Here is a 12,192-nt window from a genome sequence, read left to right on the forward strand (position 1 = left end):
GGCTCGAGGTTAGAGATAGATCTTCTGCAGCAGCCGAATCAGCGTTTCGCGTTCGCGCGCCGTGAGTCGTGCGCTGGCATCGGCCTCTAGCTGCGCCACAGTCTGCTCGGCCTCGCCGATCAGCTTTTCGCCCGCTTCGGTGAGATGCAGCCCCACCGCTCGGCCGTCATGCGGGTGCGGCCTGCGCTCGATGAGCCCGCGGCTGTCGAGCGTGGCGACCAGACTCACCAGATTGGGCGGCAGGATGTCGAGCGTGTTGCACAGCTGGCGCGAGGTGGCCCCCGGGTTGTGCGCCAGCAGCGACAGCACCGAAAAATCGATCTGCTTGAGGCCGTATGGCGCCATGCGCTCGGAAAACACGCCGCTTACGACCAGCCAGGCGCGGCGCGCGTTGTAGCCAACCAGGGCTTCGAGCACATGCGTATCGAGCCGGTCGGACTTGCCGTTGGCGGCCGCCGCCGGCGCGGCTGTTTTTGCGGAACTTTTCTTGGATGGGCGGGGCATGGCTCCAAGCGTAACCGCGCTGGGCCGCGCCGACGCGTCCGCTAAGTGCCAGCCAGCGGTGTTTTAGCGGCGTCGTGCGACATGGCAACACCTTCGCAGGCGCGCTTGACGATGCCAAGCCGCATTTCGAACTCGGGCAGCACCCAGCGCCGGAAGGCGGCGGCCGGGCCGGCTCTTGCAGCGCGCTCCGCATCCGATGCCTCGGCCGCGTCGATTCGTGCCCAGGCCCAGGCCATCATTGTGAGCATCACCACGCGCAGGTAGTCGTCGGCCACTTCGTAAGGCAGCACGGGGTTGGCGTGCGCTGCCATGGCAATGGTGGTGCCCAGGTAGCGCAGCTGCGCGAGCCGGCGCTGCACGTCGGCGTCGGCCTCGCGCGATGCATCGAGCGTGTCGCGCAGTTCGAGCAGCACGGCCGACATTGCGGCGCCTGCGTCGGGCAGCACCTTGCGCACCAGCAGGTCGATGGCCTGGATCTCGTTGGTGCCTTCGTAGATCATTGTCACGCGCGCGTCGCGAACGATCTGTTCAATGCCCCATTCGCGCACGTAGCCGTGGCCGCCGAACACCTGTAGGCATTCGCTCGCGCCATGGAAAGCCTGGTGCGTGCAGGCCGCTTTCAGCACTGGCGTGACAAGCGAGCACCAGCGCTGTGCGCATTCGCGCGCCTTGGGGTCGGCGTCGTGCGCCGCCACGTCGAGCATCAGCGCGCTGCGGTAGGCGAGCGTGCGCGCGCCTTCGATCCAGGCGCGCTGAGTATCGAGAATGCGTCGGATGGCAGGGTGTTCGGCGATGAGGTCCGCCGCCTCGCCGCTGCGGCTGGTCGGCACGGCGCCGGGCGCCCGCATCTGGCGGCGTTCCATCGCGTAGGCATCGGCCTTCTTCCAGGCGGCGTCGAGCAGGCCGATGCCCTGCAATGCCACGTGCAGGCGCGCCGCGTTCATCATCACGAACATCGCGGCCAGCCCGCGTCCCGGCTCGCCGACCAGCCAGCCGGTGGCTTCGTCGAAGCGCATGACGCAGGTCGGGCTGCCATGCAGGCCCATTTTTTCTTCGATGCGCTCGCAGTGCACCGCATTGCGCGCGCCATCGGGCAGCACTTTGGGCACCAGCACCAGCGACAGGCCCTTGGGCCCCGCGGGCGCATCGGGCAGGCGGCAGAGCACCAGGTGCACGATGTTCGCTGTCAGGTCGTGCTCGCCGCCGGAGATGAAGATCTTGCCGCCGCTCACGCGCAGGCTGCCGTCGGCCTGCGGGACGGCGCGCGTGCGCACCTGGCCCAGGTCGCTGCCGGCGTGGGCTTCTGTGAGGCACATGGTGGCGAGCCATTCGCCTGATGCGAGCTTCGAAAGGTATCGCGCGCGGAGTTCTTCGCTGCCGTGATTCTTGAGGCAGGCATAAGCGCCGTGCAGCAGGCCCGGCGCCATGGTGAACCCGTGGTTGGCTGCGCTCAGCCATTCGTACAGGATGGCTTCGAGCATGGTCGGCAGGCCTTGGCCGCCGTCTTCCGGTGCGGCCGACAGGCCGGGCCAGCCGCCATCGACAAAAGCCCGGTAGGCCTCGCGAAAGCCCGGCGGCGTGATGACTTCACCCTGGCTGAAACGGCAGCCGATCTCGTCCCCGCCGCGATTCGTCGGCGCTACTGCCTCGGCCACGAAGCGCGCCGCTTCATCGAGCACCTGGCCCTGCAACGCCTCGTCGACCTCCGCAAAGGGCGGGAGGGTGCGCAGTTTCGACGGTGCGTCGAGCACCGCGTTCAGGATGAATCGGTGGTCTTCGGGGCGGGGCCGGTAATCCATCGGTGTATCAGGACTCGGCGGTGAAGCCGATCTTCTTGACCAGCGGACCCCAGCGCTCGTACTCGGCCTGGAGCGATTTCTTCATGTCCTCAGGCGAGGAGCCGTGCGCGACCAGCCCGACAGAGAGCAGGCCCTCGGCCACGGTCTTGTCCTTGAGCGCGGCCTGGATCGCCGTGCTCGCCGCCGCGATCACATTGGCAGGCGTCTTGGCTGGGGCGAAGAAGCCGAACCATTCGTCGGCCACGATTTCGGGAAAGCCCTGCTCGGTGAAGGTGGGCACGTCGGGCAGGTAGGCCGGGCGCTGTGCGCCCGAGGTGGCGAGCACTCGCAGCTTGCCGGCCTTGGCGAAGGGCAGGCAATCGCCCACGGGCGTCATGCTGGAGGCGATCTGCCCGCCCACCACGTCGTTGATGGCCGGCAGCGAGCCGCGGTACGGAACGTGGCGCAGGTCGGTGCCGCTGTTCAGGCCCAGCAGCGCGCCCAGGAAGTGCGGCGTGGAGCCCGCGCCGGGCGAGCCGTAGCTGGCCTGGCCGGGGTTGGCCTTGGCCCAGGCGACGTAGTCCTTCAGCGTCTTCACGCTGGCCGGCACCATCGGGCCCACGGCCAGGCCGTGCGTCATCACGGCGCCGATCGAGATCGGCGCGAAGTCCGCGAGGCCGTAGCTCAGCTTGGTATAGATGTGCGGGTAGGTCGACAGAGCCGAGGCCTGCGCGAGGCACAGCACCGAGCCGTCGGCCGGCGAAGTCTTGAGTGTGTCGAGCGCAATGCGCCCGCCCGCGCCCGGCTTGTTCTCGACCACCGCGTTGATCTTCGAGTACGGCGTGTCGCCGAGCTTTTCTGCCACGCGGCGCGCCACACTGTCGCCCGCGCTGCCGGCCGGAAAGCCGTAGTAGATCTTGGCCTGCTGCACGGCCTGAGCGAATGCGCCGAGCGGATACAGGGCGCCGAGTGCGGCTGCGCCGCCGAGTGCCTTCACGAATTGACGTCTGTTGGTCATGGTCTTGTCTCCTGGTTGTTGGTGCTGAAGCTGAATCAGCGCGGCGCCATGCGCAGGGCGCCGTCGAGGCGGATCACCTCGCCGTTCAAGTGCCCGTTGGTCACGATATGGCAGGCCAGTTCGGCAAACTCCGAGGGCTTGCCCAGGCGCGGCGGAAACGGGATCGACGCGGCCAGCGATTGCTGCACGGCTTCGGGCAGTTCCATCAAAAGCGGCGTGGCAAAGAGGCCGGGCGCCACGGTGCACACGCGAATGGCGTGCTGCGCCAGGTCGCGCGCCATCGGCAGTGTCATGCCGACCAGGCCGCCCTTGGAGGCGCTGTAGGCCTGCTGGCCCACCTGGCCGTCGAAGGCCGCGACCGAGGCGGTGAAGAGCATCACACCCTTCTCGCCGTTATCGAGCGCATCGAGCTTCGCACAGCGCGCCGCGAACAAGCGCGCCATGTTGTAGCCGCCGATCAGGTTGATGTTGACCACGCGCACGAAGTCCTCCAGCGGCGCGGGGTTGCCGTCCTTGCCGACGATGCGCTTTGCGCTGCCGACGCCCGCCACGTTCATGAGGATGCGCGCGGGGCCGTGGGCTGCAGCGGCCTTGTCGAGCGCGGCATTGACGCTCTCGGTGTCGGTGATGTCGCAGACGCAAGCGATGCCGCCGATTTCAGCGGCCACCTTGTCGGCGAGCTCCGCATTGCGGTCGAGCACCGCCACCTTGGCGCCCAGGCGCGCGAGTTCGCGCGCGGTAGCTTCGCCGAGGCCCGATGCGCCGCCGGTCACGAGCGCGGCTTGTCCTTCGATCTTCATGGTGTTTGTCTCCTGGATGGGTTCAGCGGGGCTTCAGGGTGAAGGGCAGGGTGTCGGCATGCAGCGCCTCGACGATCTCGGCGCGGTGCTTGAGCACGGAGCGCTGGTTGATGGAGCCCTTGTCGGTCACTTCGCCCTTGTCGATGGAGGGCGGCTCGGCCATCAGGTGCAGCCGCGCGATGCGGTTGGCGCTGCCGGTGCCCATGGCCGCCAGTTCGTTGGCCACCTGCTGGAAGTGCGCCTGTACCGGCGCGCTTTCGAGCACCTGCTGCATCGTTGCACCTTCGCGCAGGCCGGCCAGCTGCCGCACCTTCTGCGTCGGGAAGACCAGCGCGCCGACTTCCTTCAGGTTGATGCCGGTCAGCACGGCGTCCTGCACATAGGGCGCACCGGCCGCGATGATCTTGGCGCGCAGCGGACCCACGCTCACGAAGGTGCCGGTGGCCAGCTTGAAGTCTTCGGCAATGCGGCCGTCGAAGCGCAGGCCGCGGTGGATGTTCTGGTCGTCGATCCACTTCACCGCATCGCCGGTGGAGAAGAAGCCCTCTTCGTCGAAGGCCTCGGCCGTGGCCTCGGGTGCGCGCCAGTAGCCCGGCGTAATGTTGGGGCCGCGGTAGCGCACCTCGGTCTTGCCGTCGACCTCGATCAGCTTGAGCTCGATGCCGGCCGCGGGCAGGCCCACGTCGCCCGACTTGACCTCGGGCCCGGTGACATAGAGCGCGAAGGGGCCGGACTCGGTCATGCCCAGGCCGGTGCCCATGACGATGCGTTCGCCGATCTCGGCCTCCTGCGTCTTGTGCAGGCTGTCCCACACGGGCTGCGACAGCGCGGCGCCGGAGTAGAAGAACATCTTCACCCGCGACAGCAGGTTGCGGCGCAGTACTGCGTCGGTTTCCATGGCGTGCGCAATGGCCTCGAAGCCGGTCGGCACATTGAAGTAGATGGTGGGCGCGATCTCGCGCAGATTGCGCAGGGTCTCGGCCATGCCGCCCGGCGTAGGCTTGCCGTCGTCGATGTAGAGCGTGCCGCCGTTGTCCAGCACGATGCCCACGTTGTGGTTGCCGCCGAAGGTGTGGTTCCAGGGCAGCCAATCGACCAGCACCGGCGGCTCCTCGCCCAGCGCGGGAATCGACTGGCGCAGCTGCTGCTGGTTGGCGCACCACATGCGGTGCGTGTTGATCACTGCCTTGGGCATCTTGGTGGAGCCCGAGGTGAAGAGAAACTTGGTGATGGTGTCCGGGCCGGTGGCGCGCATCGCGGCGTCGATGGCGGGTGTTGCAGGCGTGCCGGCCAACGCATCGAACGGCGTGGTGGCGCGGCCTTCGATCGTGCCTTCGGCGATCACGACTTCGGTGTCCGCAGGCACCGCTGCGGCAATGGCGCGGCCGAAGCGCGCGGCGTCGGCGGCAAACACCAGGCCGGGCGTGAGCGTGTCCAGCACGTGGCGCAGTTTCTCGAAGTCCTGGCTCACCACCGAGTAGGGCGGCGACACCGGGCAGTACGGCACGCCGGCATACAGGCAGCCGAGCGCCATCAGGGCGTGTTCGATACCGTTCTCGCTGAGGATCGCGACCGGGCGCTCCGCATCCAGGCCGCGGTCCAGCAGGGCCTGGCCGATGCTGCGCGCCTTTTGCAGCGCCTCGGCGTAGCTCACGCGCTGCCAGTCGCCGGTGCTGCCGTCGGCCAGCCGTTCGCGGCGGGCGATGAAAGTGCGGTCGGGCGCCGCTTCGGCCCAGTGCGCCAGGCGGTCGGTCATGCGGTCGCGGTAGGGTGCCAGCCGTGTTTCGGCCCGCAGGTACCGCGTGCCCGGCGCGCCGTCGCGCAGCACGGCGCGCGTGACGCCGAACGCCAGCGGACGGTATCGGATCGTGGTCATCCCTTGCTCACCTTCGCGCCGCGGCCTTCGAGGAAGTCACGCACGCGCTCCTTGGCCTCGGGCGCGTTCTGCACGATGCCGGACATCAGCGCCTCGGTGAAGAAGCCGTGGTCGGCCGACTGCTCGGCAATGCGCGGCAGCGCGTGCATCAGTGCGTAGTTGGTCAGCGGCGCGTTGGTGGCGACGCGCTTCGCAAGCTCGAAGGCCTTGTCGAAAGCCGTGCCTTCGTCGACCAGGTACTGCGCGAAGTTGGCGCGCTCGCCATCCTCGGCGTTGTAGACCCGGCCGGTCATCATCATGTCGGTCATGCGGGCCACGCCGATCAGCTTGGGAATGCGCACCGAGCCGCCGCCGCCCACGAAGATGCCGCGCGAGCCTTCGGGCAGCGCGTAGAAGGTGCTGCGGTCGGCCACGCGGATGTGGCAGGCGCTTGCCAACTCGAGGCCGCCGCCGACCACCGCGCCGTGCAGCGCCGCGATCACCGGCACCGGGCCGTGCTGGATCAGGTCGAGGGCGCTGTGCCACAGCCGCGAATGCTGCATGCCCTGGCCCGCGTCGCGCTCTTTCAGCTCGCTCAGGTCGAGGCCGGCGCAGAAATGCGGACCTTCGCCGTCGAGCACCGCGGCGCGCACCGTGGAGGGCAGGGTCTCGAAGGTATTGCGCAGCGCGAGCACCAAGCTGTCCGAAAGCGCGTTGCGCTTGGCGCCGCGCGTCAGGCGGACGATGGCAACTTCGTCGCGGATGTCGATATGGAGATCAGGATTGGTCATGATTGCATTCGTGTGTGAGTTGGATTATGGTTATGATAAATAATCAATTCAAGACGCTTGGGCGCCTCAATTCCTAGGGATTTACCCGTATTGGAGACAACGACATGGACCACCAGAACCTGATTGCGATCGACATCCACACCCACGCCGAAGTGAGCTGCTGGAACCCGTTCGACAACTACGGCGAGGAATACGACCGCGCCGCCGACAAATACTTTGGTTCGAGCGGCCGGCCGACCATTGCCGAGAGCGTGGCCTACTACCGCGAACGCAAGATCGGCTTGGTGATGTTCATGGTCGACGCCGAGTCGAACATGGGCCGCCGCCGCATCCCGAACGAAGAGATTGCCGAGGCCGCGCAGAAGAACAGCGACATGATGATCGCCTTCGCGAGCATCGACCCGCACAAGGGAAAGATGGGCGCCCGCGAGGCGCGCCGGCTCATCGAGGAGCACGGGGTCAAGGGGTTCAAGTTCCACCCTACCGTGCAGGGCTACCACCCCTACGACAAGATGGCTTGGCCCATCTACGACGTGATCGCCGAGTACAAGCTGCCGGCCATCTTCCACACGGGCCACAGCGGCATCGGCTCGGGCATGCGCTGCGGCGGCGGGCTCCGGCTGGAGTACAGCAACCCGATGCACCTGGACGACGTGGCCATCGACTTTCCCGACATGCAGATCGTGATGGCGCACCCCAGCTTCCCCTGGCAGGACGAGGCGCTGAGCGTGGCCACGCACAAGCCCAACGTCTGGATCGACCTGTCGGGCTGGAGCCCCAAGTATTTTCCGAAGCAGCTGGTGCAGTACGCCAACACGCTGCTGAAGGATCGCATCCTGTTCGGCAGCGACTACCCGCTGATCACGCCCGACCGCTGGATGAAGGACTTCGAGACGGCCGGCTTCAAGCCCGAGGTGATGCCGGGGATCCTGAAAGGCAACGCGGTCAGGCTGCTGAAACTGGAGGGTTGAAGGACAAACGAAAAGAAAAGGCCGGCTACGCGTCGGCTTCTTCTTTCTGCTTTTCCTCTTCTTCCCCGATCCGGTCCCAGTCGCGGCCCGAGCGGCGCCGCCGCTCTTCGCGTTCGCGCGCCATCTGTTCCTCGAACTGCTGGCGGCCCGCCTTGTTGGCCGCGATCAGCTTGGCGCGGTCCTTGTAGTGCGGATAGATCTCGTCGCTCAGCTTGATGTTCCGGCGGCGGAACCGGAGCGCGGTTTCGCGCGCTTCGTGCGCGGGCCAGCCCAGCGCTTCGAGCGTCGAGCGGGCGCTGCGCAGCGACGATTCGAACACCTCGCGCTCGACCTCCGTCACCCCGCGGTCGCGCAGCTGGAAGAGGTGGGTCACGTTGCGGGCTCGCGCGATGATGCGCGCCTGCGGAAAGTGCTCCTTCACCAAATCGACGATCTCCAGCGACTGCTCGATGTCGTCCACCGCCACCACGATGGCCTTGGCCGTGCCGGCGCCCGCGGTGCGCAGCAAATCAAGCCGCGTCGCGTCGCCATAGAACACGCGAAAGCCGAACTGCCGCAGGCCTTCGACCGTGTCGGCGTCATGGTCGAGCACCGTGACACGAAGCCCCTGCGACATCAACATGCGGCCGACGATCTGGCCATAGCGGCCGAAGCCGCAGATCAGCACCTTGGCGTCCTGCTGCTCGGATATTTCTTCCAGCTGCGTGCCGTTGTTGCGGCTGTAGCGCGGCAGCACGAACTTGTCGAGCAACACCAGGAGAAGCGGCGACAGCAGCATCGACAGTGCCACCGCGCCGATCAGGAGCGAGGTAATTTCGGGCGGCAGCACATCGGGCCCGGCGGCCTGGAACACCACGAATGCGAACTCACCGCCCTGGGCCAGCAGCAGCGTGAACACCGGGCGCTCCTGGTAGGCGAGGCCCATGGCCTTGGCCAGGGCGTAGATCACCGCCAGCTTGACGGCCATGAAGCCGACCACCAGCAGTGCCATGAGCCAGGGGCTCGCGATCAGCACGCCGAAGTTGATCGACATGCCCACGGCAATGAAGAACAGGCCCAGCAGCAGGCCCTTGAAGGGCTCGATGTCGGTTTCGAGCTCGCGCCGGTATTCGCTTTCCGCCAGCAGCACGCCGGCAAGAAAAGCACCCAGCGCCATCGAGAGGCCTACGAACTGCATCAGCGCGGCGATGGCCACCACCAGCAGCAGCGCGGCGGCGGTGAAGATTTCGGGCGTGTCGCTGCGCGCGATCCAGCGCAGCAGCGGGCGCAGGGCAAGCCGGCCGCCGAGGATGATGCCGGCGATCACGCCGACGATCTTCAGCCCTTCCAGCGTCCGGTCGAGCCCGCTGAGCGACTGTTCGGCCGCCGTGGCGCCCGCCAGCAGCGGCAGCAGCGCGAGGATCGGGATGGCCGCCACGTCCTGGAACAGCAGGATCGAAAAGCCCGCCTGGCCACTGGGCGTACGGAGCAGGTTGCGTTCCCCGAGCACCTGCAGCGCGATGGCCGTGGACGAAAGTGCGAGGCCGAGCGCCGCCACCAGCGCCACGCGCCATTCGGCACCCGCGGCCCAGCCCACGGCAAACAGCACTGCGGCGCAGCAGAGCACCTGCGCCGCGCCCCAGCCGAAGATGGGCCGGCGCAGGTTCCACAGGCGCTTGGGTTCCAATTCGAGGCCCACGAGGAACAGCATCAGCACCACGCCGAACTCGGCAAAGTGCAGCACGTCTTCCACGCTGGAAACGAGGCCGAGACCCCACGGGCCGATGGCGATGCCGGCGACGAGGTAGCCGATGATGGAGCCCAGGCCCATGGCCTTGGAAAGCGGCACCACCAGGACGGCGGCCCCCAGGTAGATCAGGCTGCTGGTCAGCCAGGCGGGTGCGTGTTCCATGCTCAGGCCGTGCCTTTTTCGTTGTTGTTGTTTTCTTCGTTGGCGGCGGACATGGAAGCGAGGCCCCGGGCCGTCGCGGAGTAGAAGGCGGCGGACGCCGCCTTGTCCGCGTCGTCGAGCTCTGCCGGGCGGTCGGTTTCGGGAACCGGGCAGGCCACGCAGACATCGAGTTCCTCGAGCTCCGGCCACTGGGGATAGCTGCCGAGCCGCTGGGCAAAAACCTCGACATGCACCGCCACCTCGGCGTCGCTGGCGCTGCGCGCGCCGTGGAACACCAGCGGCGGGAGAAAGCGCATGCCGCACAGCGCGGCTGTCTGCTCATAAGGCGGTAGGAAGGCGTCGAAGAAGTAGCGGTTGTAGCTTTGAGGGTGGTAGCTCGCCTCGGGGCCACCCGTGGTGGCGACCAGCCAGCAGTCCTTGCCCTGCAACGCAGTGCCTCCGCGGCCGTAGGCCCATCCGTAGCTGAGCACGTCGTCGAACCAGAGCTTTTGCAGCGGCGGTGCCGAATACCACTGGATCGGATGCAGCAGCACCACCAGGCTGGCCTTGGCCAGCCGGGCCTGCTCGGCCTCGACGTCGATCGAGAAGTCGGGGTAGCTGCCGTACAGGTCGTTCACCTCGACGCCCGGCACCGAGCGCGCGGCCGCCAGCAACTGCCGGTTGACACGCGAATCGCGCCAATGCGGATGTGCCGCGAGCACGTAAATGCCGGCCGAGTCGGCGGCGGATGTTGTTGTCGTCATGCCGCGAACATAGCGCAAGATCAGCCCTTGCCAGGGCTGCGCGCACCCGGTGGCGCCCTGCCGGGCTCCAAGTGCGTGTCGCGATGCCGACAGACGCCCCGGCAAGCTTGGCGCTAGAGTGCCCCGCATGACCAAAAAGACATTCCAGACTCTTCAGGATCTTGCCGCCTGCGTCGGCCAGGAAGTTGCCGTGAGCGACTGGATCACCGTCACCCAAGAACAGGTGAACCAGTTCGCCGAAGCCACCGGCGACCACCAGTGGATCCACGTCGACGTCGAGCGCGCCAAGGCCGGCCCCTTCGGCGGCCCGATCGCCCACGGCTTCCTCACGCTGTCGCTGCTGCCGCGCTTCTACGAGTCCGCGTTCGAGGTGGCCGAGTCGCGCATGGGCGTGAACTACGGGCTGAACCGGGTGCGTTTCATGTCGCCCGTGCCGGTGGGCAAGCGCCTCCGCGCGCGCATGAAGCTGCTCACCGCTGAGCCCATTGCGGACGACGGCCTGCAGATGACCTGGGAAGCCACCATCGAGCTCGAAGGCGCGGTCAAGCCGGCCTGCGTGGCTGAGTCGGTGGTGCGCCGCTACCGCTGAAATCCGCGGCAGCCGCGGCGCTGGACCGCAGCCGCTCAGCCGAATCCGTTCTGCCGCCAGGCCTCGAAGACGGTCACCGCCACCGCGTTCGAAAGATTCAGGCTGCGCTGCCCCTCGCGCATCGACAGCCTGAGGCGCTGGGGCTCGGCGAAGGTCTCGCGCACCGCGGGCGGCAGGCCGCTGGTTTCCGACCCGAACACCAGCCAGTCGCCGGGCTGGAAGCGCACGTCGTGCACGGCCCGCGTGCCGCGCGTGGTGAGTGCGAACATGCGCTCGGCGAGCGGTTGTTCGGTGTCGAGCAGGGCCTGCCAGCTGGCATGGCGCTTGACCTCGGCGTATTCGTGATAGTCGAGACCGGCGCGGCGCAGCAGGCGATCGTCCATCGAGAAGCCCAGGGGTTCGACCAGGTGCAGCGCGCAGCCGGTGTTGGCCGCAAGACGGATCACGTTGCCTGTGTTCGGCGGGATTTCGGGGTGGACCAGGACGATATGGAACATGCGCCGATTGTCGCGGCGGCGCGTCCGCTCAATGCGGCGGCCCGGTGCGCGCAAACACCACGGCCGTGATGTGGGCCGCGCCGGCCAGCCGCAGCGCCGCGGCCGCCGAGAACAGCGAGGCGCCCGTGGTCATCACGTCGTCGACCAGCACGATGCGCTGGCCCTGGAGCTGGCTGGCGCGCAGCGGCTCCACCGCAAAGGCGCCGCGCAGGTTGCGAAGGCGCTCGGCGCGCGCAAGGCCGATCTGCGCCGGTGTGTCGCGGGTGCGCAGGAGCAGCGTGGCGTCGGTCTTGGCGGGCGCCAGCCGGCGCGCCAGTTCGGCCGCCTGGTTGAAGCCGCGCTCGCGCAGCCGGGCGGGCGCGAGCGGCATCGGCAGCACGGTGTCGCATTGCTCCAGGGCCGGTTCCACCCAGGGCACGCTGCGCATCAGCGTGGCAAGGGGGCCGGCCCAGCCGGCCTCGCCGCGGAATTTGAACTGGGCGATGCAGTCGGGCCACGGCCACGCATAGCTGCATGCCGCAAGGCAGGCGTCGAGCGGTGGCGGATCGCCCACGCATTCGCCGCACCGGGCAACGCCTTCCGGGACGGGCAGGGCGCAGCTTCCGCAGCGGGCGGCCGGCGGCGCGAAGCGGGCCACGCAGGCGTCGCAAACCCTCCGCGACGGCCAGGCGCGGCACACCTCGCACTGGCTGGGCAGCCGTGCAAGAAGAGAGGTCAAAGGCCGGGCGGCCCAACGGCTGAACATGGGCTCAATA

General features: G+C 67.9%; 12 protein-coding genes. 2 read left to right on the plus strand and 10 right to left on the minus strand.

Translation table 11 applies throughout. The features are described 5' to 3' along the window. Positions 1-9: 9 nt before the first annotated feature. The 6 genes from J2X92_RS08770 to J2X92_RS08795 are packed head-to-tail and all read right to left on the minus strand — an operon-like array spanning position 10 to position 6,746. Complete coding sequence (locus tag J2X92_RS08770; protein ID WP_307574989.1) at positions 10-504, minus strand: MarR family winged helix-turn-helix transcriptional regulator; 495 nt, start codon at positions 502-504, stop codon at positions 10-12. A 41-nt stretch (positions 505-545) separates the two neighbouring features. Next, positions 546-2,303, minus strand: coding sequence for an acyl-CoA dehydrogenase family protein (locus J2X92_RS08775; RefSeq protein WP_307574991.1), 1,758 nt, complete (start codon positions 2,301-2,303; stop codon positions 546-548). 7 nt (positions 2,304-2,310) lie between these two features. Then, the gene (locus J2X92_RS08780) at positions 2,311-3,300 is read right to left on the minus strand and encodes a Bug family tripartite tricarboxylate transporter substrate binding protein (protein ID WP_307574993.1); all 990 of its coding nucleotides are present in this window, start codon (positions 3,298-3,300) and stop codon (positions 2,311-2,313) included. Between the two features lie 35 nt (positions 3,301-3,335). Next, positions 3,336-4,100, minus strand: coding sequence for an SDR family NAD(P)-dependent oxidoreductase (locus J2X92_RS08785; RefSeq protein ID WP_307574995.1), 765 nt, complete (start codon positions 4,098-4,100; stop codon positions 3,336-3,338). Positions 4,101-4,122: 22 nt separating this feature from the next. Beyond that, positions 4,123-5,976 (minus strand): feruloyl-CoA synthase, encoded by a 1,854-nt coding sequence (locus tag J2X92_RS08790; protein WP_307574996.1) that lies wholly within the window; start codon positions 5,974-5,976, stop codon positions 4,123-4,125. Next, entirely contained in the window at positions 5,973-6,746 is a 774-nt protein-coding gene (locus tag J2X92_RS08795) for a crotonase/enoyl-CoA hydratase family protein (RefSeq protein ID WP_093016655.1), read from the minus strand. The genes J2X92_RS08790 and J2X92_RS08795 overlap by 4 nt, the downstream gene beginning before the upstream one ends. A 104-nt stretch (positions 6,747-6,850) precedes the next feature. Between J2X92_RS08795 and J2X92_RS08800 the strand changes: the two genes are divergently transcribed. Next, a complete protein-coding gene (locus tag J2X92_RS08800) occupies positions 6,851-7,717 on the plus strand; it encodes an amidohydrolase family protein (RefSeq protein WP_307574998.1) in 867 nt (288 codons plus the stop codon). A 25-nt stretch (positions 7,718-7,742) separates the two neighbouring features. Here J2X92_RS08800 and kefC read toward each other — a convergent pair whose 3' ends face one another. Both kefC and kefF read right to left on the minus strand, forming a co-directional pair. After that, complete coding sequence (gene kefC / locus J2X92_RS08805; RefSeq protein WP_307575000.1) at positions 7,743-9,608, minus strand: glutathione-regulated potassium-efflux system protein KefC; 1,866 nt, start codon at positions 9,606-9,608, stop codon at positions 7,743-7,745. A gap of 2 nt (positions 9,609-9,610) precedes the next feature. After that, the gene (kefF, locus tag J2X92_RS08810; RefSeq protein ID WP_307575002.1) at positions 9,611-10,351 is read right to left on the minus strand and encodes a glutathione-regulated potassium-efflux system oxidoreductase KefF; all 741 of its coding nucleotides are present in this window, start codon (positions 10,349-10,351) and stop codon (positions 9,611-9,613) included. 127 nt (positions 10,352-10,478) lie between these two features. On the opposite strand from kefF, the gene J2X92_RS08815 reads away from it, so the two are divergent. Next, the gene (locus J2X92_RS08815; RefSeq protein ID WP_307575003.1) at positions 10,479-10,940 is read left to right on the plus strand and encodes a MaoC family dehydratase; all 462 of its coding nucleotides are present in this window, start codon (positions 10,479-10,481) and stop codon (positions 10,938-10,940) included. Between the two features lie 35 nt (positions 10,941-10,975). Here the strand turns inward: J2X92_RS08815 and trmL are convergent, their stop codons facing one another. Then, the gene (gene trmL, locus J2X92_RS08820; protein ID WP_307575004.1) at positions 10,976-11,437 is read right to left on the minus strand and encodes a tRNA (uridine(34)/cytosine(34)/5-carboxymethylaminomethyluridine(34)-2'-O)-methyltransferase TrmL; all 462 of its coding nucleotides are present in this window, start codon (positions 11,435-11,437) and stop codon (positions 10,976-10,978) included. 28 nt (positions 11,438-11,465) lie between these two features. Then, positions 11,466-12,182: a ComF family protein gene (locus tag J2X92_RS08825; RefSeq protein WP_307575006.1), complete on the minus strand. Its 717-nt coding sequence runs from the start codon at positions 12,180-12,182 to the stop codon at positions 11,466-11,468. Positions 12,183-12,192: the final 10 nt, after the last annotated feature.

It is taken from the genome of Variovorax paradoxus, from assembly GCF_030811855.1.
Taxonomy (GTDB): domain Bacteria; phylum Pseudomonadota; class Gammaproteobacteria; order Burkholderiales; family Burkholderiaceae_C; genus Variovorax; species Variovorax paradoxus_L.

Coding starts and splice junctions, on each gene's coding strand:
- J2X92_RS08770 (WP_307574989.1), bottom strand. CDS start 504: ATGCCCCGCCCATCCAAGAAAAGTTCCGCAAAAACAGCCGCGCCGGCG.
- J2X92_RS08775 (WP_307574991.1), bottom strand. CDS start 2,303: ATGGATTACCGGCCCCGCCCCGAAGACCACCGATTCATCCTGAACGCG.
- J2X92_RS08780 (WP_307574993.1), bottom strand. CDS start 3,300: ATGACCAACAGACGTCAATTCGTGAAGGCACTCGGCGGCGCAGCCGCA.
- J2X92_RS08785 (WP_307574995.1), bottom strand. CDS start 4,100: ATGAAGATCGAAGGACAAGCCGCGCTCGTGACCGGCGGCGCATCGGGC.
- J2X92_RS08790 (WP_307574996.1), bottom strand. CDS start 5,976: ATGACCACGATCCGATACCGTCCGCTGGCGTTCGGCGTCACGCGCGCC.
- J2X92_RS08795 (WP_093016655.1), bottom strand. CDS start 6,746: ATGACCAATCCTGATCTCCATATCGACATCCGCGACGAAGTTGCCATC.
- J2X92_RS08800 (WP_307574998.1), top strand. CDS start 6,851: ATGGACCACCAGAACCTGATTGCGATCGACATCCACACCCACGCCGAA.
- kefC (WP_307575000.1), bottom strand. CDS start 9,608: ATGGAACACGCACCCGCCTGGCTGACCAGCAGCCTGATCTACCTGGGG.
- kefF (WP_307575002.1), bottom strand. CDS start 10,351: ATGACGACAACAACATCCGCCGCCGACTCGGCCGGCATTTACGTGCTC.
- J2X92_RS08815 (WP_307575003.1), top strand. CDS start 10,479: ATGACCAAAAAGACATTCCAGACTCTTCAGGATCTTGCCGCCTGCGTC.
- trmL (WP_307575004.1), bottom strand. CDS start 11,437: ATGTTCCATATCGTCCTGGTCCACCCCGAAATCCCGCCGAACACAGGC.
- J2X92_RS08825 (WP_307575006.1), bottom strand. CDS start 12,182: ATGTTCAGCCGTTGGGCCGCCCGGCCTTTGACCTCTCTTCTTGCACGG.